This window comes from Celeribacter baekdonensis (assembly GCF_003047105.1).
Lineage (GTDB): Bacteria > Pseudomonadota > Alphaproteobacteria > Rhodobacterales > Rhodobacteraceae > Celeribacter > Celeribacter baekdonensis_B.
The window spans coordinates 720,826-741,060 of the sequence record NZ_CP028475.1 but is presented as its reverse complement, the minus strand read 5'-3'; the positions used below and the strand labels follow the sequence as shown (position 1 = coordinate 741,060).

Sequence of the window (20,235 nt, the reverse complement as noted above, 5' to 3'; positions counted from 1 at the left end):
GTCGCAGCGGCGTGATATTCCTGTCACTGCGCCCAAATCACCACGGATGTGGCCTATTTACATCAGTTTGCGGCGGCGTGTCACCTGAATATCGAGGTCGTTGATCTTTTTTCTCAAGGTATTGCGGTTGATCCCAAGCAAATCGGCACATTTGGCCTGATTTCCGCCAACGGAATCGAGCGCGATTTCGATCAACGGCCCTTCGACCTCCTTCAAAATCCGCTGATACAGGCCCGGAGAGGGCAAAACCCCGCCGTGCAGGTCGAAGTAGCGGCGCAGATGCTTGGCCACAGACGAGGACAGCTTTTCACCCTCCCCCCCGCCTTGCAAAGGCTCGATCGCGGGCTGATTGCCGAGCACCAATTCGACCTCGGTGCGGGTAATTTCCTCTTCGGGGGCGGTGACAATCAGTCTGCGGATGGTGTTTTCCAACTGCCGAACGTTGCCGGGCCAGCTGTAAGCGCGCACAAGATCCAGCGCCTCATTGGTAAAGCGGCGCGTCGCCATGCCATCGCGCTCGGCCTTGCTCAGAAAGAAATCGGCCAAAAGCGGAATATCGTCGACCCGTTCGCGCAGCGAGGGCACAGAAATTGTCACCCCGCCCAAGCGGTAAAACAGGTCTTGACGGAAGGCACCGGTTTCCATTTTCGCGCCCAGATCGGCCTGAGATGTGGCCATGATGCGTGGCGCATTGTCGGTGAAACTGTCAAGCATCCGCACGATCCGCGCTTGTGCGTCCTCGTCCAGATCGCCGACCTCATCAAACAGGATCGAGCCGTTTTTAGCCCGCGAAATCACCGTCGCCGGGCCTTCCATCGTTGCCAAATCCGAGGCAGAGACCACCACAAACGGCAGGCTGCGGCGATCCGAGAAATCATGAATGGCGCGCGCAATCAGGGACTTTCCTGTGCCACTTTCGCCGGTGATCAACACCGGAAGATCGGTGTTCATCACCCGTGCGACCAACCGATACAGCGTCTGCATCGCGGGGGTACGGCCCACCAAAGGCAGGTCTTCTTGCACCGTTTCCGAGGGCGCTTTGGCATTTGAGGGCGCAGGATTGGCGCGGCGCTTGACCTCCAAAGCTTTCGCTGCCCGTTTCATCAAATCCGGTAGATCGAAGGGCTTGGGCAGGTAGTCAAACGCCTCCGCTTCGGCAGCCTGAATCGCGGTCATGATGGTGTTTTGCGCCGAAATCACGATCACCGGCAGGCCGGGGCGCAGTTCCGCGATGCGCGGCAGGGCCTCAAGCCCGTTGCCATCGGGCATGATCACATCGGAAATCACCAGATCGCCTTTGCCCTCTTCCACCCAGCGCATCAGAGTGACCAATGATGAGGTCGCATGGACTTTACACCCCGCGCGGGTCAGCGCTTGGGTCAAAACCGTGCGGATTGTACGGTCGTCATCCGCGACGAGAATCGTGCCATCCATTATCGTTCTCCTTGTCCGTCTCGCGTTGGGAACAGACCAATAAGGACCTGTTCCGCGCTCTGCCCCTTTTGAACGGGGATTTTCACACTTATATGACGTCTCTCGTTAACCATCGGCGCGTTCATCACGCGGGGCGACGGGGAGAGAAATCCGAAACACTGTTTTACCGGGCACGGAGTCCACGGAAATCCAACCTTCATGGTCGGAAATAATCTTTGAGACCAAGGCAAGGCCGAGCCCGGTGCCATTTTCACGTCCTGAGACGAAAGGTTCAAAAATATCGGCGGCAATCTCCGGCGGCAGGCCGGGGCCATCATCAATAATCTCGACCTGAAGCGGCAGGGCCGCCCCCGAGCCATCCTTGCGACGCAGGCGCAAAGAGAGGTCATAGAAGGTGCGCAAACGGATCGTCCCACCGGCTTTTCCCGCAGCTTCTGATGCATTTTTGAACAGATTCAGGAAAATCTGCAACAATTGATCGCCATCGACATAGGTCGGCGGCAAAGAGGGATCGAATTCCTCAACAAATTTCATCGAGGCCGCGTAAGACAGCTCGGCGGATTTGCGGGCGCGGTCCAACAGGTCGTGGATGTTGATCGGGCGCTTTTCCGGCGGGCGCAGATTGCCGAATTGTTCAACCTGCTCCAACAGGGCCACGATCCGGCGGCTTTCAGCGACGATCAAATCGGTGAGTTCCAAATCCTCGGGGCTCAGGCTCATCGACAAAAGCTGGGCCGCACCGGTGATCCCCGCCAGTGGGTTTTTGATCTCATGCGCCAACATTTCCGCCATGCCAATGGCAGAACGCGCCGAGGTTTTGACCTGATGCGAACGCCCCAGACGGTCGGCGATCTGGCGCGGTTCCATCAACAGGATGAGCCAGTTCTCGACGCCTTGCAGTGGCGCGATTTGGATATTGCATTGCACCGGGGCGGCATTGCCCCCGACACATCAACGTTGTTGATGAACATCGCCGAATTGTCGCGACGGACCCGTGAAAAGGCTTCTTCCAGCGGTGCGTCGATGGCCAATTTGTCAAACACCGGCACGTTTTTAAGCGATTTGGCCGAGGCGTTGAGGAACAACTCCGCACTCGAATTGATCTCAACGATCTGATCGGCCTCATTGATCATCAAGGCCGGCACGGGCAGCGAGGGCCAGAGCGTGTCAAAACGCGCATCACTCATGCGGCAAGTCCTTCTGTGCAAAACGCGTCAGGCAAGAGGTCGAACACCGCCTTGGGGGCTTTTGCGGTTAAAATCCGCCGCCGCAACTCATCCATCGTGCCCGCCTCGTCCATGTACCATCCCAAATGTTTGCGCATGACCCGGCCGCCCAACTCTGTGCCGTAAAAGCCCAGGCCCGCCTCGTAATGTCCGGCCACCAAATCGGCAAAATCACGACCCGTCGGCGCAATTGGCGCGGGCGCGCCGGTCAGATTGGCCGCGACCTGTGCCAACAGCCAAGGCCGCCCCTGCGCCCCGCGTCCGATCATCACACCATCGGCCCCTGAGGCCGCAAGCGCACGGCGCGCGGCATCGGTCGAAATGATGTCGCCATTGGCAATCACCGGGATGCTGACCGCCTCTTTGACGGCGCGGATCGCGGCCCAGTCGGCCTGACCTTTGTAAAGTTGACAGCGGGTGCGGCCATGAATGGTGATCATCGCGATGCCCGCCGCCTCGGCGCGACGCGCCAGTTCGGGGCATTGCGCAGCGCGTCATCCCAGCCCAGCCGGGTTTTCAACGTCACCGGGATCGACACGGCCGCCACGACGGCTTCGATCAAGCTCAGAGCATGATCCAGATCGCGCATCAATGCCGAGCCGGAGTAGCCCGAGACCACACGTTTCGCCGGACATCCCATGTTGATGTCGATGAGTTTCGCGCCATTGGCTTCGACCATCTTGGCGGCCTCAGACATCCAATGCGCCTCTCGCCCGGCCAATTGCACGGCGGTGTTGTCGACGCCAAACCCCAGCTCGGCCTTTTCACGCGATCCGGCACGGGCGTTGACCATATCGTGAGAGGCAACCATTTCAGAGACCACCAGTCCGGCCCCAAAGGAGGCGACCAGCGCGCGGAACGGCAGGTCGGTGATTCCGGCCATAGGAGCCAAGAACACCGGCGGGTCGAGGGTGAGGTGCGCCAAACGAACGGGCAAGCGATTAATCCTTGTGCATTTCAAACAGGGGTAGCGCTCACGCCCGCGAGTCGCAAAGGAATGAGGGTAAAAAAGGTGCGAAAACAGGCCGACGCACAAAATTTAATCGCACTGGCGGTGAAAACAGCGCCATTGCAAGGCTGCGCATCACCGATTATCCCATCCGCATGACAAAAAGACTTCCAAAACGCGCCGCTTTGATCGTCGCTGCCGGACGCGGAACCCGCGCGGGCGGAGCTTTGCCCAAACAATGGCAGGCGCTGGGTCAAACCCGGGTGATTGATCACGCCGTGGCGGCCTTTCGCGATCTGGTTGATGAGATCGTGGTGGTGCATCACCCCGACGATCTGGCGTTGGCGCACAGGCTTGAAAAGGTGAGGCTTGTGCCGGGTGCGGCGCACCGCTCTGGCTCGGTCAAAGCCGGGCTTGCGGCGCTGGACGGTCAGGGCGTGGATCAGGTGTTGATCCATGACGCAGCGCGCGCCCTGGTGCCCCGTGAGGTGATCCAAGCGGTGATGACGGCACTCGACACCAGCTCGGGCGCGGCCCCGGCCTTGGCCGTCACGGATGCGCTTTGGGTCGGTGCAGAGCATGACAGCGGCACCCGTGTCGAGGGCACCCGCGAGCGGAGCGGAGTGTTTCGCGCCCAAACGCCACAGGGCTTTGACTTTGACGCCATCCTGCGCGCGCATCAAACCCATCTGGGTGAGGCCGCCGATGATGTCGAAGTGGCGCGCAAGGCCGGGATTGAGGTGAGGATCACCCAAGGCTCGGAAGATAATTTTAAAATCACTCACCCCGAAGATTTCGCCCGCGCAGAGCGGCTTTTGGCCGCGCGCGAGGCCGCAAATCAGGTGGGACCAAAGGAGACGCATGGCATGGAATTTCGGCTTGGCAATGGCTATGATGTGCACCGGTTTGGCGAGGGCGATCATGTGTGGCTCTGCGGTGTGAAAGTGCCACATGGTCGCAGTCTTCAGGGCCATTCGGACGCCGATGTGGGGATGCACGCGCTGACCGATGCGATTTACGGCGCGCTGGCCGAAGGCGACATTGGTCAACATTTCCCCCCCTCAGACCCGCAATGGAAAGGCGCCGAAAGCCATATTTTCCTGCGCCATGCGATCAAACTTGCGCGCGACAAGGGCTATGAGATGATGAATTGCGATGTCACTTTGGTCTGTGAACGCCCCAAAGTCGGGCCACATGCGCAGGCAATGCGCCTGGCCTTGGCCGAGATTATGGACATCGCGATGGATAAAGTGTCTGTCAAAGCCACCACCTCGGAACGGCTCGGGTTCACCGGGCGCGAAGAAGGCATTGCCGCACTGGCAACAGCCGCATTGATGAAACAGCGCTGATCAAGGATCGTTGACATGAAACCCATTGCAGAACTGATCGCCACCCTCGCCCGCGTCGGCTATATGACCCCTGCCCCCGGCACTTGGGGCTCGGCCGCCGCTGTACCGCTGTTTTGGGCGCTCGATCTGGCCTTTGGCGTGCCCGGCGTGATCATCGGAATCGTTGTCGCCTTTGTGGCCGGGCTTTGGGCCACCGGCGTGATGACCAAGGGGGCGGACAATCACGACCCCTCTGAAATCGTCATCGACGAGGTGGTCGGGCAATGGATTGCGCTGTTGCCGGTCGCGATTGGATCGGCCATGGCGGGCGCCCCTTCGACCGCGCTGTGGCCTGCGTGGCCCACGGCCTTTCTCGCCTTCCGCCTGTTCGACATTTGGAAACCTTGGATCATCGGCAAGGCCGATCGCCGGGGTGATGCAATGGGTGTGATGCTGGATGATGTGATCGCCGGGGTGTTTGCGGCGCTTGTGGTGGTGGCTTTTGCCGGCGTCTATCACGGGATCATCATGCGATGACCCAAGCGGCGCTTGCTACAGAGGTCTTGGCTTTGGCGCGTGCGCAGGGCGTGACCATCGCCACCGCCGAGAGCTGCACCGGCGGCTTGATCATCGGTGCGCTGACCGAAATCGCGGGCTCCTCGGATGTGGTAGATCGCGGCTTCATCACCTATTCCAATGCCGCCAAGATCGAGATGTTGGGCATTCTCCCCGCCACCCTAAACGCCCATGGCGCCGTCTCCGAACCAATCGCGCGCGAGATGGCCGAGGGCGCTCTGATGCGCGCGGGTGTGGGGCTTGCGATTTCGGTGACAGGCATCGCCGGACCGGGCGGATCAGAGCATAAACCCGAAGGTCGGGTGTGTTTTGGACTGGCACACACAGGCAAAGAATGCCGCGTTGAGACCGTCGAATTTGGCGCTTTGGGGCGCACGCATGTGCGCGCGGCAACTGTGACACATGCACTGAACCTGCTGAAAGCGGCCTTGGTGCGCACCTCCCAAGACTGACATTCCTTTTTCGATTACTTTTTATGCTCAGGCTTATTTTTGAGGATATTTTTTAGACTTTTTATAATTTGCTCCATTTTTAAGCCCTATGAAACCGCAATTGCCCTTTTTTAACCCCTGCCAAAGACGCTTTACGCGCCACTAAGCGTAAATTTTGACCTTAGGAGGGGAATATGGTCGGAGCGGATACAGCGTGGATTCTCATCGCCACGGCACTTGTCTTATTCATGTCATTGCCGGGATTGGCACTGTTCTACGGCGGGCTGGTGCGGGCGCGCAATGTGTTGAGCGTGTTCATGCATGTCTATGCCATCGCCTGTTTGATGAGCCTGCTCTGGCTTGCGGTCGGCTATTCCATCGCCTTTGGGGAAGGCAATGGCTATTGGGGTGGTTTGGGCAAAATCTTTCTCCTGGGCATCGATGCTGGCACCGTAAAAGGCACCCTGCCCGAGGTGCTGTTTTTTGCCTTTCAAATGACCTTTGCCATCATCACCCCGGCGCTGATTGTCGGGGCTTATGTCGAACGGATTTCCTTTGGGTTCGTGCTGACCTTTTCCGGGCTGTGGATGCTGTTGTGCTACGCACCGGTGGCCCATTGGATTTGGGGCGGTGGCTTTATGGCCGATGGCGGGATTTTCGGTGCCACGGGCACGCGTGATTTCGCGGGTGGCATCGTTGTGCATGAAACCGCAGGGCTTGCGGCACTGATCATCGCGGTGATGCTGGGCCGTCGAAAAGTGGACAACAAACCACCACACAACCCCGGATATGTGATGATCGGGGCGGCGATGCTTTGGGTCGGTTGGTTTGGGTTCAACGGCGGATCACAATTGGCCGCCGATGGCGGGGCCGCCATGGCGATCACCGTGACGCATATTTCGGCCGCGGCCGCCTCAATGACCTGGGCGCTTTGGGAGCGGATCAAATATGGCAAAGCCTCGCTTGTGGGCATCGTCACCGGCACCATCGCCGGACTGGCCTCGATCACCCCGGCCTCGGGCTTTGTCACCCCGGTGGAGGCGCTGGTGATTGGCGCGATCGCGGGCATTCTTTGTCAGGAGATGGTCAATCTGATCCGCGGCAAAATGAAAATCGACGACACGCTCGATGTGTTTGCGGTCCATGGCGTGGGCGGGATTTTTGGCACGATCATGATCGCCGCTTTTGGTGCGGGCACTTGGACGGCGCAGCTTGGCGCTTTGGCGATTGTTGGCCTGTTCACCACCGTGGTGACCGTGGCTTTGGTCCATATCACCAAGGTTTTGATCGGCTTTCGGGTCGATGCGGAGACGGAACACGCCGGGCTTGACCTCTCCCAACATGGGGAAAGCGCCTACGACCACAATTCGTAAAGATCACGGCCTAAAACACAAAAGGCGGGGTTTCTCCCGCCTTTTTCACATCTCAAAGTCGAAAAGTTTATTTATAAAGCTCTGCCGCGCGGCGTTCAAAGGCGCGCACGATCCGTTGCATCGCATCATTGAACACCATGCCAATAATCCCCTGTAAAATCGCATTTTTGAACTCGAAATCGACGAAAAACTCGACGTCACAGCCACCGTCTTCCGCATCCTGAAAGCGCCACCAGCTTTTCATATAGCGAAACGGGCCGTCGAGATATTCGGTGTCGATCTTTTTGTCATTCGGGAACAGCGTAACGCGGGAGCCGAATTTTTCGCGGAACACTTTGAACGAAATCACCAGATCAGCCAACATCACCTCGTGATCGCCCACACTCGTGCGCGAGCGGATGCGCGCGGCGGCGTTCCACGGCAAAAACTTGGGATAGCTTTCAACGTCTGCGACAAGCGCATACATTTGATCGGCGCTATAGGGCAGATGTTTTGTTTCTTGGTGCGTCGGCATGGTCACTGGTTTTCTGTGTCGTCCCTCGGTATGTCTATGCCTGAGACACAAAATGCAAGGGGTTAGCATGTCGCAACGGCCATATCACATCGACGTCATGATTTCGGCCAAGGCCATCGCCGCACGGATCGAAGAACTCGCCCGCCTCATTCGCGATGAGTATAAGGACACCGAAAAATTGGTGGTGGTCGGGCTGTTGCGCGGCTCATTTGTGTTCATCGCCGATCTGGTGCGCGAATTGGAGATGAATGTGGAGGTCGATTTTCTCGAGGCCTCCTCTTATGGCAATACAACCGAAAGTTCCCGCGAAGTCAAAATCTTAAAGGATTTGCGTGGGGCGATTGAGGGCCGTGATGTGTTGGTGGTTGAGGACATTGTCGACACCGGCCACACCCTCACGGCGGTGTTGGAGCTGTTGCGCTCGCGCCATCCGCGCAAGTTGGAAACCATTGCCCTTTTGGACAAACCGGCGCGGCGCGAAGTGCCGCTGAAAGCGACTTGGACCGGTTTTGAAATCCCCGACGCCTTTGTCGTCGGCTACGGTATTGATTTTGCCCAAGCCAACCGCAATCTGCCCTATATTGGCACAGTTGTGTTTGAGGATGAGGATGCCCCGGAGGCTTCCGCGTGAGCCAATTGCGCTGGCTGCTGCGCGCCAAACGCTGGGCGCAGAACCCGCCGTCCAAATCACGCGTTAAATTCGTCTTTGCGATCATCGCGGTCTGTGTGGCGCTTTATGGCGTTGAAAAACTCGTGGGCCTGCCCGACTGGATGCAGGTCAATGGCGCGAGCAAGATCAAGGTCCGGCCCGCGCCCTGAGCAAGGCATAGATCATCTGCGCCCCAAGAGCCGCTCCTGCTCAGCCTCAAGTGCCGCCGAAATCCGGGCGCGGGCCAAGCGCAGCCGGGGTGCGTCGGCCAGATCCGCGTGAGAGGCGACATAAATTGGCACAGGCGGCACCTCAAGCACCGGCGCGACCCGCACCAAACGCGCCGACCCATTGCCCAAAAACGCGGGCAACATCACCCTCCCCAACCCGGCCTCGGCCAAAGATTGCAGCGACAGAAAACTGTCGGCGGCGGCGGTGAAGGTGACGGCACGCCGGTCCAATTCCTCGCGCAGCTTTTGCGCGACGGGCGAACGTCCGATGGCCCCGGTCAGCCCCAACCAATGATCGTCAGGCACATCATTTGAGGCGGCATAAAAGCCAAACCCCATTTGCGCTGCCATATCGCCGATCAGATCGTCGGGCAATTTATAGGTTGGACGCACGGTCACATCGGCATGAAGCCGCGACAAATCAAGATGAGCGTTGTTCGACAAAAGCTCGAAGGACAAATCCGTTTCGCGCTGCGACAGACGCGCCAAAAGCGGCGGCAGGATTTTATGGCAAAACGTATCGGTCGAGGTGACGCGGATCACCCCTGCCAAAGGTGCCTCACCCGCGCGCGCCATACGCTCGACCGCGTTGACGGCGATTTCGACCTCGCGCGCGGCTTCAATCAGGCGCAGCTTTTCCGGCGAAATGTCATACCCGCGCACGGATTTTTCGAACAACTCAACACCAAGACGCGATTCAATCGCGGCAACCCGGCGCAACACCGTCGCGTGATTGACGCCCAGTTCCCGCGCCGCGCCCGAAACAGAGCCAGTGCGCGCGACGGCCAGAACAAAGCGAAAATCATCCCAATTTGGCCTATGCATCATCAAACACCTTCTCTTGCTATGATGCGTTATTTTAACATAGAGGCGTGCAAGATTGCATTGAGCGAGATCACAGGATTCACATTTTCGCACAAGGCAGATCGCCCTGGAACAGGCCCCATTCCCCCCGGATCACACCAGGGGCGCGGTCTGATACAGCCGAACTTTGAGACCGCCATGAGCGATGGGAGCCAGAGGGGGCAACCAAGGGAGCGTTGTGGCCTGTGCCAATTGATCATCAGAGGTGATCATGCCGACGCGCCAGCCGGAAAACCGGTCTTTCATCACCTCGCCAAAGGCAGAATAGAGCGCGAACAGGTCCTTTTTCTTGCCGATCCGCGCACCATAGGGCGGGTTGACGATGACAAGGCCGGTCGCACCCTCGGGGCGGGTGATCTCGGACACGGGCACAGGCAGAAAGGTACACATATCGGCCACCCCCGCGCGCTCGGCATTTTCGTTCGCCATGCGCACAACGTTCACATTGCGATCTGAGCCGTAAAACTGCAAAGCGCTCTCGCGATTTTGCCAATCCGCTTTGATGTTTTGCACCCGCGCCGGATCATAGGTGGCAAGGTTCTCAAAGGCAAAGCGGCGGGCACGTCCGGCCATCATGTGCCGCGCGATTTCCGCCGCCTCGATCACAAAGGTGCCCGAGCCACACATCGGGTCGAGCACCGGCTCCGTGCCATCATAGCCACAGGCGCGCAAACACAGTGCCGCCATGGTCTCGCGCATCGGCGCTTTGCCCATCGCCTGTTTGTGGCCACGTTTGTGCAATCCCTCGCCGGAGGTATCAACGGAAAGCTGAATGTTATTGTCGTCAAACCGGGCCTTGATCACCAAATCGGCGTCCTCCAAGCCTTCGGCAATCTTGGCGCCGAATTCCTCGGCAATGGCGCGTTCAAACCGCTCGACCGCGGCCCCCGCGTGATAGATTTTCGACTTTTTGTTGGTGGTGACTTCGACCTTGAGGGAGAGGCCCTCGGTCAGCACGCCCTGCCCCAAAATCTCGCCCCATGGGAATTTGCGCGCACGTTTGTCGAGTTGCGCCAAATGAAAGGCGCGAAATTCGCCAATCCGCGCCAAAACTTTCGACACCCCGCGCAAACACAGGTTGGCCCGCCAGACATCGTCCCATGTGCCACGGATCGTCACCCCGCCCGGCGAGAGCACAGGCGCGTCAAACCCCGCCTGCTGCACCTCAGCCATAAGCATCGGCTCCAGCCCCGGCGGGGCGGTGAGGAAAATCTCAAATGTCTGGTCGGTCACGTCAGGCCCGGCCGAGCTTTTGCAAACGGTTGTCGCGCAGGCGCGCAAAGTCGTCGCCCGCATGGTAGGACGAGCGCGTCAGCGGCGTGGCCGAGACCATCAAGAACCCTTTGCCATAGGCGGTTTTTTCATAGGCTTTGAATTCGTCCGGGGTGACAAACCGATCCACCGCATGGTGTTTTGGTGTCGGTTGAAGGTACTGACCGATGGTCAAAAAGTCGATGTCGGCGGCGCGCATGTCATCCATCACCTGATGCACCGATTGGCGATCCTCACCCAGACCCACCATGATACCGGATTTGGTGAACATCGTCGGATCAAGCTCTTTCACCCGCTGAAGCAAGCGCAGCGAGTGGAAATAGCGCGCGCCGGGACGCACGGTCGGGTAGAGACCTGGCACAGTCTCAAGGTTGTGATTGAACACATCGGGCTTGGCAGCCACGACGGTTTCCAACACGGCATCGGAACATTTCAAAAAATCCGGCGTGAGAATTTCGATCGTGGTCTCCGGCGCACGGTGACGGATGGCGCGGATGGTCTGGGCAAAATGCTCTGCCCCACCGTCTTCCAAATCATCGCGGTCGACCGAGGTGATCACCACATGTTTGAGGCCGAGTTTTTGCACGGCATCGGCAACACGGCCCGGTTCAAACACATCAAGCGCATCCGGGCGGCCGGTGGCGACGTTACAAAAGGTACAGCCGCGGGTGCAAATTTCACCCATGATCATCATCGTGGCGTGGCCTTGCGACCAGCATTCACCGGCGTTCGGGCAACCCGCCTCTTCGCAGACCGTCACCAGCTTATGCTCGCGCATGATGCGATGCGTTTCTTTATAGCCTGCCGAGGTCGGTGCCTTTACCCGGATCCAATCCGGCTTTTTCGGCTGGGCATTGTCAGCCCGATGCGCCTTTTCAGGATGGCGTTGGTCGGGAATCTTGAGATCACGCATGGCAGGGCCTTTCTCCGTTTGGACCATGATATAGGCAGTCTGCCCGCAAATGTCTCGCGAAAACCACGCCATTTGCTTCTGCGGCATTTTTCGCCGCGCCTGCATTGAAGCACGCTTTAGAATCGCTCTAAAAGGGCTGCGATAGAAGTCTGCGTCCCGCTCTCCCGGGACACCCAAACAGGAGCTGAGCTATGAAAGCCGGATATAAACTGCCCGAAGTGACCTTCCACACCCGCGTGCGTGACGACAGCATTGGCGGCGACAACCCGTTCAAATGGGAAGACAAAACCACCGCCGATTACTTTGCTGGCAAACGCGTTGTGTTGTTCTCCCTGCCGGGCGCCTTCACCCCGACCTGCTCAACCTACCAATTGCCGGGCTTTGAGAATGGCTTTGCCGATTTCCAAGCCGAAGGCATCGACGAGATCTATTGCATGTCCGTCAATGACAGCTTTGTCATGAACAAATGGGCGCAATCTCAAGAGCTTAAAAATGTCAAAGTCATCCCTGATGGCTCCGGCGAATTCACCCGCCGCATGGGCATGTTGGTGCGCAAAGACAACCTGGGCTTTGGCCTGCGTTCCTGGCGCTATGCCGCTGTCGTCAACGACGGCATGATCGAAGCCTGGTTCGAAGAGCCGGGCCTGTGCGACAACCACGGCGAAGACCCCTATGGCGTCTCCTCGCCCGAAACCGTGCTGTCCTACCTCAAAGAGGCAAAAGCCGAAGCCGTCGCATAAGACCGTCGAACAGCTCTTGGAAAGGCCCGTGGGACAGCCTCCTGCGGGCCTTTTGCATGTGCAGCATGGGAACACCCACCGGAACGCCTGCATAACGGGACTTCGCGAGGCGCATAGCTGATTTCAATTTGTAGATTTGAATACCAGTTGTTTAGAAAATGACCTTAAGGTTCAGCCGAATACTGATTTACGGAGCTCATATGCGCGCCTTACTGTTGATCTGTCTCACATTTCTCCCCTTCGCCCTGCCCGCTGGCCCTGCCCATGCCGGGACCTGTGAGGACCTGTGGTATAGTCGAAATTGGATCATGGACCGGTCTGGCTATTGCTTTGGCACACCATTGGGCCAGACCTATTTTGACAATTCCGATTGCATTGGCAAAAACGTGTCGCTGACATCCTGGGACGCAGAACGCGTGGCGGAACTGCGGGAAATCGAACAGTATCAGGGCTGTAAACTCAACACGCAAAGCACCTATCTCGCCCTTGATGACATCCAGTTCCGCAGGATTTTGGTGGAGCAGCCGAGCCTTTTTGAAGAGGGAGAGGGCTTCCTCTGTATGGGCTATACCGGAAATGGGGTGTCGCTTTTGGCCGGACCGGAGTCGAACAGCGGTGTCATCAGTGCGCTTGAGCCCGGCGATTGGTATCGCACGCGGCACACTGACATCGGCGCGTGGACCTATATCATCGTCACAGCCCCGCACTCTGAGCGCGTCACGGCGGCGGGCTGGGCGATGTTTGACCCAAACAGCGGCATACAATGTCTGGCGGCGGCCGGTTAACCGCGCCTGCGCGCCTCCTCCATCACCTCACTGCCCGCCTCTGAGAGAAGCGCGGCCAAATCGGTGAACCATGTTTTGGCCTCCGTCGAATGCCGCCGTACCAAAGCGATGGTGCGTTGCGGCTGTGGGTCGGGAAAGCGCAAGACTGTCATATCGGGGCTGGCCGCCTGTTCGGAACACAGGGCGATTTCGGGCACAAAGGTCAGGCCAAACCCCTGTGCCACCAAGCCACACAGCGTTGACAAAGAAGACGCGCCCAAATCAACGGTTTGACGCGAACGGGTCAGGCCGCAGACATCCAAAGCCTGATCGGCCAAACAATGGCCCTCGTCCAACAGCAAAAGCGCATCGGGCGGCAGATCGGTGGGGCGCGGCGGCGCAATCGCCGCGCTGAGCGCCTCAATCCGGGATTTTGAACCCGCCAACAGGAAACAATCCGTAAACAGCGGCTCCGCCAACAGCCCAGTCACATCATAGGGCAGCGCGATCACCGCCGCGTCCAACCGGCCGTTGATCACCGCCGTCAAAAGATCGGCGGTCTGGGCCTCGCGCACCCGCAGATCGAGATCAAGCGCTGCGGCTTTGATCCGGGTCAGGGCGCGCGGCAACAGATAGGGCGCAATCGTTGGGATCACCCCAAGGCTCAACCGCCCGCTCAGCCCTTTGGATTGGCGAATCTCGGCTTCCAGATCGCGGGTCATCGCCAAAATCTTATGGGCCCGTTCCAACACCACTTGCCCTTCCCGCGTCAAACGAATGTCGCGCGGCAGCCGCTCGACCAATTGCGCGCCCAGATTCAATTCCATCTCTTTGATTTGCTGGGACAAAGCGGGTTGCGTGACATGCACACGCTCGGCCGCAGCGGAAAAACTGCGCGTGTCGGCCAAGGCGGTGAAATAGGTCATTTGTCTAAGCGTCAACATGGCAGGCCTCCATAATTTTAACTAATACCAAACTACATAAAGTACAATTTCATTTAATTTACGCCCGGTGACACACTCTCCGCAAGATGCAGACCCACATTCAGGAAGAGACAGACATGACCACCCGTTTAACCACCTCCGCCGGCGCGCCGGTGTCCCACAATGATACATCCAAAACCGCAGGTCCGCGCGGGCCGGTGATGCTTGACGATTACCAGTTGATCGAAAAACTGGCCCATCAAAACCGCGAACGCATCCCCGAGCGTGTGGTCCATGCCAAAGGTTGGGGTGCCCAGGGCACTTTCACCGTCACCCATGACATCACGCAATACACATGCGCCGATATTTTCTCGAAGGTCGGAAACACCTGTGACATCCTTTCGCGCTGGTCCACCGTGGCGGGCGAATTGGGCGCGGCGGATGCCGAGCGCGATGTGCGCGGGTTCTCGGTGAAATTCTACACCGATGAGGGCAATTGGGACGTGGTCGGCAACAACACCCCGGTGTTTTTCATCCGCGACGGGTTCAAATTCCCCGACTTTATCCGCACCCAAAAACGCCACCCGAAAACCAATCTGCGCTCTCCTGAGGCGATGTTTGATTTCTGGGCGGCGCAGCCTGAATCCGTGCACCAAGTCACCATCCTGATGTCCGATCGCGGCATCCCGGTGAACCCGATGCATATGCACGGCTACGGCTCACACACCTATTCGATGTGGAACAAAGCGGGCGAACGGGTCTGGGTCAAATTCCATTTCCGCAACCAGCAGGGGATCAAAAACCACAGTTCTGAAGAGGCCGAAACCCTGATTGGCAAGACCCGCGAGAGCTACCAAGAGGATCTGTTTGCCGCGATCGAGGCCGGAAATTTTCCGAAATGGGAACTCAACATTCAGGTGATGCCCGAGGCACAGGCCGAAACGGTGGCGTTCAATCCGTTCGATCTGACCAAAGTCTGGCCGCATGATCAATTCCCGTTGATCCCCGTGGGTATGTTGGAGTTCAACAAAAACCCCGACAACTACTTTCAAATGGTTGAAAACGCGGCCTATTCCCCCTCGAACAAAGTGCCAGGCATCGGCTTTAGCCCCGATAAAATGTTGCAAGCCCGCGTCTTTGCATATGCCGACGCACACCGGTATCGCCTTGGCACCCATTACGAGGCCCTGCCCGCCAATGCGCCCAAATGCCCGGTGCATCACTACCACAAAGACGGCGCGATGAATTTCATGGGGCCGAACACCGGACATAGTGATGCCTATTACGAACCAAACCAATATGCCGAGAGCGCCAAGCCGGATATGAGCGTGGCCGAGCCGCCGCTGAAGATCTCAGGCGACGCGGATAAATATGTCCAAGAGGATGCGGATGCCGATTACGTCCAGCCCCGCGCACTTTACGCCGCGGTGATGGGGATGGAAGAACGCGCTCGCCTGCATGCCAATATGGCAGGTGCGATGGCGCCGTGCTCACCTTCTGTGCGGGACCGTTGGCTGGCGGTTTTGGGCCGGGTGCACCCGGACTATGAGGCCGGAGTTCGCTCGGAATTGGCCAAGCTTGACGCCTGAACGGCCTCACAGGCCTGACATAAAACTTGAAAGGGTCGGACAGAGTCCGGCTCTTTATTTTTGTTGAAAAATGCCCATCTAAAAGGGGTGAACAGGACAGACTGACCAGAAAAGGACAGCACCATGATCCACATAGATACTCTCAACGATAAAGCTCTTGCTCTCACCATTGAGGGCAAAATCAGCAAAGAGGACATCGTCTCCGCCGAGGCAGCCCTTGCGCCCATGTTGGAACGGCCTGCGCCCTATGGGCTGATGGTTGATCTCATTGGGTTTACCGATGTCACCGCTGGCGCTCTGATCGAAGATGTTCGCTATGAAGTCTCCTTGATCCGTCGCTGGAGCGATTTTCACCATATGTCCATCGTCACCGACCGCAACTGGGTCGGAACTTGGGTTGGGATGATACAGCCGCTGTTTCCAAAAATCGAAATCAAGATGTTTGGCCCTGACCAGCGCGCCGAGGCGCGGGCCTTTGCGGCCAGTGTAGATTCTACACCTGCGGCCTAATGGCCTGAAAAACAAAGGAAACGCGCCAGTGGCGCGTTTCGTCAGACAGAGCGCCCCGGCGAAAACTGGGGGCTTCGCGTGATTGGCTAAATCGCTCCACTGGAGCGTTTTTTAACGCCCCGGCGAAAACAGGAGTGTTTTCGCGTGATTGGCTAAATCGCTCCACTGGAGCGATTTTTAACGCCCCGGCGAAAACAGGAGTGTTTTCGCGTGATTGGCTAAATCGCTCCACTGGAGCGATTTTTAACGCCAATCACCCAATAAGATTCGAATATCCGGCCTGATCGTAATGCGCTTTGAGCCGCTGTAGTGCGATGCGCAGGACGATTTTGCCAGAACGCGCTGACCACCCCATGCGCTTTTCCGCCTGCTCCATGCCTTCCAGATAGCAACAGCACCGCAACGCCACATCGCCAAGCCCCGGCCCAAGATCGGCCAAAGCCGCAGCCACGCGCGCCTTGGCGGCTTCGGGGCCAAAGCCTTTGGCATCGCCGGAAAACTCACCGCGCCCGCCGCCGGTGAGAAAGCGATCCCAATTTTGCGCCACACGCGGCCCCATTTGCGCAAGCTCAAAATCCTCGCGCAACCGTTCAGCCGCAGCCACCAGATCGGGCGGCAAAAACGCTTCGCCGCCTTTGTCGCGCCGCCGCGAGAGGACCATCACCGGGCTTTCGGCGGCGTTGTAACGGATGCGTTTGGGCTTATCCTCAGAGAGGGTCGGCTCATCGCGAAACGCCCAATCGCGGTGCTGATCGCCAAATTTCATCGGAGCCTCGGCAAAGCCGGCCCGCGCACTCTCATCTTCGGCCAAAAACCGGCGCAACGCGGCGCGGCCTGCGGCCGTAATGGTGTAGCGGGTGATTTTGCCCTTGGCCTGCGCCGTGATCCAATCTTTGAGCGCCATCGCCTGTGCGATGGGGCGATCCAAAACGGCGGTACGTGTGGTGCGCCCATCCGGCAGATCGCGCACCACCACGGCCTTTTCCATATCCTTCGCCACGGCCAGACAAGCGCCCGGCTCAGACAAACGACGCAAAATGCGCCGCGCTTCGCGGGCAATGGTGGCATCATCTGGTGGGGTCTGCCCATCGGCGTGATCGAACGGCGTTTGGTCTGTCATTGTGTCCATGTCCTTCGCTGGGGGCTTAGGGCAACCTGCGTCTTGAAACGGGGCTGTGTCATGCGTGTCTTTTGGGGTGAGGCGGCTGAGAGTGGTCAGAGCTTCGTCAATCAACGGGTCATCGCGTTTTTGTTCAACTTTACGCACCTGACGCATCACGGTTGAGGGTGCACAGCCCCCCTTTCGGGCCAATTCGCGAATGGTGTCGCCCGCTTCCGTATGTGCCAAATATCTTTGTGCCTCCTGCGGCACCCAATTTGGCAGGGCCTGCCCCCGTACAGATAAATACTTCCCGTGTTCCAACATCGTTCCCCCAAGTTCACTCTTCAGAATTGTTTCCATTTTAGACACAGTTGAAATCGAGAGCCTTCACCAACCCACAGGATATACATGTGTTTTACACAGGTTATCCCGCCGATTTCCCCCGAATCTATCCACAACCATGAGTTGCATTGGTTACCTAAACGTTAATTGTTTCCCGTTTGGTCATTATCGTTTCCAATTTATAAACAAGCCCGCAAAGGACCGTTCGCAATTTGGAAACAATGCGCAACACACGCTTAGGTTGTGCAAAAGTGATGAAGAACCGCGATGACGGGGCCACATGTCCAACACAGACATCCCTCAAAAACGCGGGCACTCATGCAACAGGAGACCAAGACCATGAATGATGTCACAACCCTGCTCAATACCCTGCGCCGCCCACGCCTTTTGATCCGCGCCGCCCGCTTTGGTCTCAATGATTACAACCGCAACCGCGACCTCAAACGGGTCATGCGCACGGCCAATGCGCCCTCGCCCGCACGCGCCGTGTCCTCTTTGATCGAAGAAGAAGCCAAGATCGAAGAAACCCGCCGCTCAGGCGATGCGGCCTATAATGTGACGCGCCATGTCGAAGTGTTGATTGCGTTGATGGGTGAGGCCCGCCTTTTGCCACGCGAACAAACCGCCGCCTGAACCTGATTTGAGCACCCCGCCCGGGCGCCAACACCCCCCATTTCCGCCGTCTCTGTTTTAAGATCGAGAGGGGCCGAAACGGGGGGTTCTTTTGTGCAAAAGCGTCCACACGCCAAAGCGAACCCCTGCGACCAGAAAAATCCGCATTCATTGGCCGCTTATTGGGCACATATGGCGGGAATCCATCTTGCCACAGAGGCAGGCCTACGGGTAAAGGCATGTCATGACTCAAGTGATCCATGACCGCCTCCTCATCATCGACTTTGGCTCTCAGGTGACGCAGCTCATTGCGCGTCGTCTGCGTGAGTTGAATGTCTTTTGCGAAATTCACCCCTATCAAAACGTCACCGAGACGTTGCTGAAAGAGATTGCGCCGAAAGCGATCATCTTTTCCGGCGGCCCGGATTCGGTGATGCGCGAAGGCAGCCCGCGGCCACCGAAAGCGGCCTATGATCTGGGCGTGCCGATTTTGGGCATTTGCTATGGCCAGCAGGTGATGATGCATGACCTGGGCGGCCGGGTCGAAGCGGGCGAACATGCGACCGCCGAATTTGGCCGCGCCTATGTGACGCCAACAGAGACCCGCCCGGAGTTTTTGAACGGCTGGTTCATGGATGGCACAGGCAAAGAACAAGTCTGGATGTCGCATGGCGACCATGTCGCCGAAATTGCCCCCGGCTTTGAGGTCTTTGGCACAAGCCCCGGCGCACCTTTCGCGATCACTGCGGATCTTGAGCGCAACTTCTACGCGGTGCAGTTTCACCCCGAAGTGCATCACACGCCGAACGGCGCAACGATTTATGAGAATTTCGTACGGCTTGCGGGCTTTACCGGCGATTGGACCATGGGTGCCTATCGTGAGGAAATGATTTCGAAAATCCGTGAACAGGTGGGCGACAATCATGTGATTTGCGGCCTGTCCGGTGGCGTTGACAGTTCGGTCACCGCGATTCTGTTGCATGAGGCGATTGGCGAGCAACTGACCTGTGTGTTCGTCGATCACGGGCTGTTGCGGCTGAATGAGGCCGAGCAAGTCGTGAAAATGTTCCGCGACAATTACAATATCAAACTGATCCATGCCGATGAGTCCGACCTGTTCTTAGGCGAATTGGAGGGAGTCTCGGACCCTGAAACCAAGCGCAAGATCATCGGCAAGCTGTTCATCGACGTGTTCCAGAAATACGCCAATGAGATCAAGGATGCGAAATTCCTGGCCCAAGGCACGCTTTACCCCGACGTGATCGAATCCGTGTCCTTCTCGGGCGGTCCCTCAGTGACGATCAAATCGCACCATAACGTCGGCGGTCTGCCGGAAAAAATGGGGCTGAAACTGGTCGAACCGCTGCGCGCCTTGTTCAAAGACGAGGTCCGCGCGCTGGGTCATGAGCTGGGCCTTCCGGCCTCCTTCATCGGTCGCCACCCCTTCCCTGGTCCGGGTCTTGCGATCCGCTGTCCAGGTGAAATCACCCGCGAAAAACTGGCGATTCTGCAAAAGGCCGATGCGGTTTACATCGACCAGATCCGCAAACATGGGCTCTATGACGAGATTTGGCAGGCCTTCGCCGCAATCTTGCCGATGCGCACCGTCGGCGTGATGGGGGACGGGCGGACCTATGATTTCGCGCTCGCCTTGCGCGCCGTGACCTCTGTCGATGGCATGACGGCGGATTACTACCCGTTCAGCCATGATTTCCTGGGCGAAACGTCGACCCGGATCATCAACGAGGTCAAAGGCATCAACCGGGTGTTTTATGACTGCACCTCAAAGCCGCCGGGCACGATTGAGCTGGAGTAACAGTCCAGACGACAGGGGCACATGAGGGGCGCACCAAGGAAAGGGCGCACAGCCGAGCGACACCCTTGTGGTATGACA

General features: G+C 58.1%; 19 protein-coding genes and 2 pseudogenes. 12 read left to right on the top strand and 9 right to left on the bottom strand.

All coding sequences use genetic code 11. The features are described 5' to 3' along the window. Positions 1–57: 57 nt before the first annotated feature. The 3 genes and pseudogenes from DA792_RS07080 to dusB all read right to left on the bottom strand — a co-directional run bounded on the left by DA792_RS07080 (position 58) and on the right by dusB (position 3,543). Entirely contained in the window at positions 58–1,434 is a 1,377-nt protein-coding gene (locus DA792_RS07080) for a response regulator (RefSeq protein ID WP_107719335.1), read from the bottom strand. A 105-nt stretch (positions 1,435–1,539) separates the two neighbouring features. After that, positions 1,540–2,621, bottom strand: a pseudogene (locus tag DA792_RS07075) (two-component system sensor histidine kinase NtrB). After that, positions 2,618–3,543 (bottom strand): annotated as a pseudogene (gene dusB / locus DA792_RS07070) (tRNA dihydrouridine synthase DusB). The pseudogenes DA792_RS07075 and dusB overlap by 4 nt, the downstream one beginning before the upstream one ends. Before the next feature lie 221 nt (positions 3,544–3,764). On the opposite strand from dusB, the gene DA792_RS07065 reads away from it, so the two are divergent. The 4 genes from DA792_RS07065 (at position 3,765) to DA792_RS07050 (ending at position 7,317) form a co-directional block, all read left to right on the top strand. Next, positions 3,765–4,958 carry a bifunctional 2-C-methyl-D-erythritol 4-phosphate cytidylyltransferase/2-C-methyl-D-erythritol 2,4-cyclodiphosphate synthase gene (locus DA792_RS07065; RefSeq protein ID WP_107719333.1) on the top strand — a complete coding sequence of 398 codons (1,194 nt, stop codon included), beginning with the start codon at positions 3,765–3,767 and terminating at the stop codon, positions 4,956–4,958. A gap of 15 nt (positions 4,959–4,973) precedes the next feature. Further along, the gene (locus DA792_RS07060) at positions 4,974–5,474 is read left to right on the top strand and encodes a phosphatidylglycerophosphatase A family protein (RefSeq protein ID WP_107719331.1); all 501 of its coding nucleotides are present in this window, start codon (positions 4,974–4,976) and stop codon (positions 5,472–5,474) included. Next, a complete protein-coding gene (locus DA792_RS07055) occupies positions 5,471–5,965 on the top strand; it encodes a CinA family protein (protein WP_107719329.1) in 495 nt (164 codons plus the stop codon). The genes DA792_RS07060 and DA792_RS07055 overlap by 4 nt, the downstream gene beginning before the upstream one ends. A 173-nt stretch (positions 5,966–6,138) precedes the next feature. Next, positions 6,139–7,317, top strand: a complete 1,179-nt coding sequence (locus DA792_RS07050) for an ammonium transporter (RefSeq protein WP_107719327.1) — start codon at positions 6,139–6,141, stop codon at positions 7,315–7,317. 67 nt (positions 7,318–7,384) lie between these two features. On the opposite strand, the gene DA792_RS07045 is transcribed toward DA792_RS07050, so the two are convergent. Continuing rightward, a complete protein-coding gene (locus DA792_RS07045; protein ID WP_107719325.1) occupies positions 7,385–7,831 on the bottom strand; it encodes a type II toxin-antitoxin system RatA family toxin in 447 nt (148 codons plus the stop codon). Positions 7,832–7,898: 67 nt separating this feature from the next. Between DA792_RS07045 and hpt the strand changes: the two genes are divergently transcribed. Beyond that, a complete protein-coding gene (gene hpt, locus DA792_RS07040; RefSeq protein WP_107719323.1) occupies positions 7,899–8,462 on the top strand; it encodes a hypoxanthine phosphoribosyltransferase in 564 nt (187 codons plus the stop codon). After that, on the top strand, positions 8,459–8,650 hold the full coding sequence (locus tag DA792_RS07035; RefSeq protein WP_107719321.1) for a hypothetical protein: 192 nt from the start codon (positions 8,459–8,461) through the stop codon (positions 8,648–8,650). The genes hpt and DA792_RS07035 overlap by 4 nt, the downstream gene beginning before the upstream one ends. 12 nt (positions 8,651–8,662) lie before the next feature. Here DA792_RS07035 and DA792_RS07030 read toward each other — a convergent pair whose 3' ends face one another. The 3 genes from DA792_RS07030 to lipA all read right to left on the bottom strand — a co-directional run bounded on the left by DA792_RS07030 (position 8,663) and on the right by lipA (position 11,864). Further along, positions 8,663–9,538, bottom strand: coding sequence for a LysR family transcriptional regulator (locus tag DA792_RS07030; RefSeq protein ID WP_107719319.1), 876 nt, complete (start codon positions 9,536–9,538; stop codon positions 8,663–8,665). 129 nt (positions 9,539–9,667) lie between these two features. Then, complete coding sequence (locus DA792_RS07025) at positions 9,668–10,753, bottom strand: class I SAM-dependent RNA methyltransferase (protein WP_199908174.1); 1,086 nt, start codon at positions 10,751–10,753, stop codon at positions 9,668–9,670. A gap of 55 nt (positions 10,754–10,808) precedes the next feature. Beyond that, entirely contained in the window at positions 10,809–11,864 is a 1,056-nt protein-coding gene (gene lipA, locus DA792_RS07020; RefSeq protein WP_107719315.1) for a lipoyl synthase, read from the bottom strand. Between the two features lie 86 nt (positions 11,865–11,950). On the opposite strand from lipA, the gene DA792_RS07015 reads away from it, so the two are divergent. Next, positions 11,951–12,499, top strand: a complete 549-nt coding sequence (locus DA792_RS07015; protein WP_107719313.1) for a peroxiredoxin — start codon at positions 11,951–11,953, stop codon at positions 12,497–12,499. Positions 12,500–12,699: 200 nt separating this feature from the next. Next, complete coding sequence (locus tag DA792_RS07010) at positions 12,700–13,284, top strand: YARHG domain-containing protein (protein WP_159075191.1); 585 nt, start codon at positions 12,700–12,702, stop codon at positions 13,282–13,284. On the opposite strand, the gene DA792_RS07005 is transcribed toward DA792_RS07010, so the two are convergent. Beyond that, positions 13,281–14,207 carry a hydrogen peroxide-inducible genes activator gene (locus DA792_RS07005; RefSeq protein ID WP_107719309.1) on the bottom strand — a complete coding sequence of 309 codons (927 nt, stop codon included), beginning with the start codon at positions 14,205–14,207 and terminating at the stop codon, positions 13,281–13,283. The two genes, DA792_RS07010 and DA792_RS07005, sit on opposite strands and share 4 nt — an antisense overlap. Positions 14,208–14,323: 116 nt before the next feature. Between DA792_RS07005 and DA792_RS07000 the strand changes: the two genes are divergently transcribed. After that, entirely contained in the window at positions 14,324–15,775 is a 1,452-nt protein-coding gene (locus DA792_RS07000) for a catalase (RefSeq protein ID WP_107719307.1), read from the top strand. Between the two features lie 123 nt (positions 15,776–15,898). Continuing rightward, a complete protein-coding gene (locus DA792_RS06995; RefSeq protein WP_107719305.1) occupies positions 15,899–16,285 on the top strand; it encodes an STAS/SEC14 domain-containing protein in 387 nt (128 codons plus the stop codon). Between the two features lie 253 nt (positions 16,286–16,538). Here the strand turns inward: DA792_RS06995 and DA792_RS06990 are convergent, their stop codons facing one another. Beyond that, the gene (locus tag DA792_RS06990) at positions 16,539–17,711 is read right to left on the bottom strand and encodes a DUF6456 domain-containing protein (protein WP_107722599.1); all 1,173 of its coding nucleotides are present in this window, start codon (positions 17,709–17,711) and stop codon (positions 16,539–16,541) included. A gap of 357 nt (positions 17,712–18,068) precedes the next feature. Between DA792_RS06990 and DA792_RS06985 the strand changes: the two genes are divergently transcribed. Further along, complete coding sequence (locus DA792_RS06985; protein ID WP_074641397.1) at positions 18,069–18,362, top strand: DUF6477 family protein; 294 nt, start codon at positions 18,069–18,071, stop codon at positions 18,360–18,362. A gap of 223 nt (positions 18,363–18,585) precedes the next feature. Continuing rightward, positions 18,586–20,157, top strand: coding sequence for a glutamine-hydrolyzing GMP synthase (guaA, locus tag DA792_RS06980; RefSeq protein WP_107719301.1), 1,572 nt, complete (start codon positions 18,586–18,588; stop codon positions 20,155–20,157). Positions 20,158–20,235: the final 78 nt, after the last annotated feature.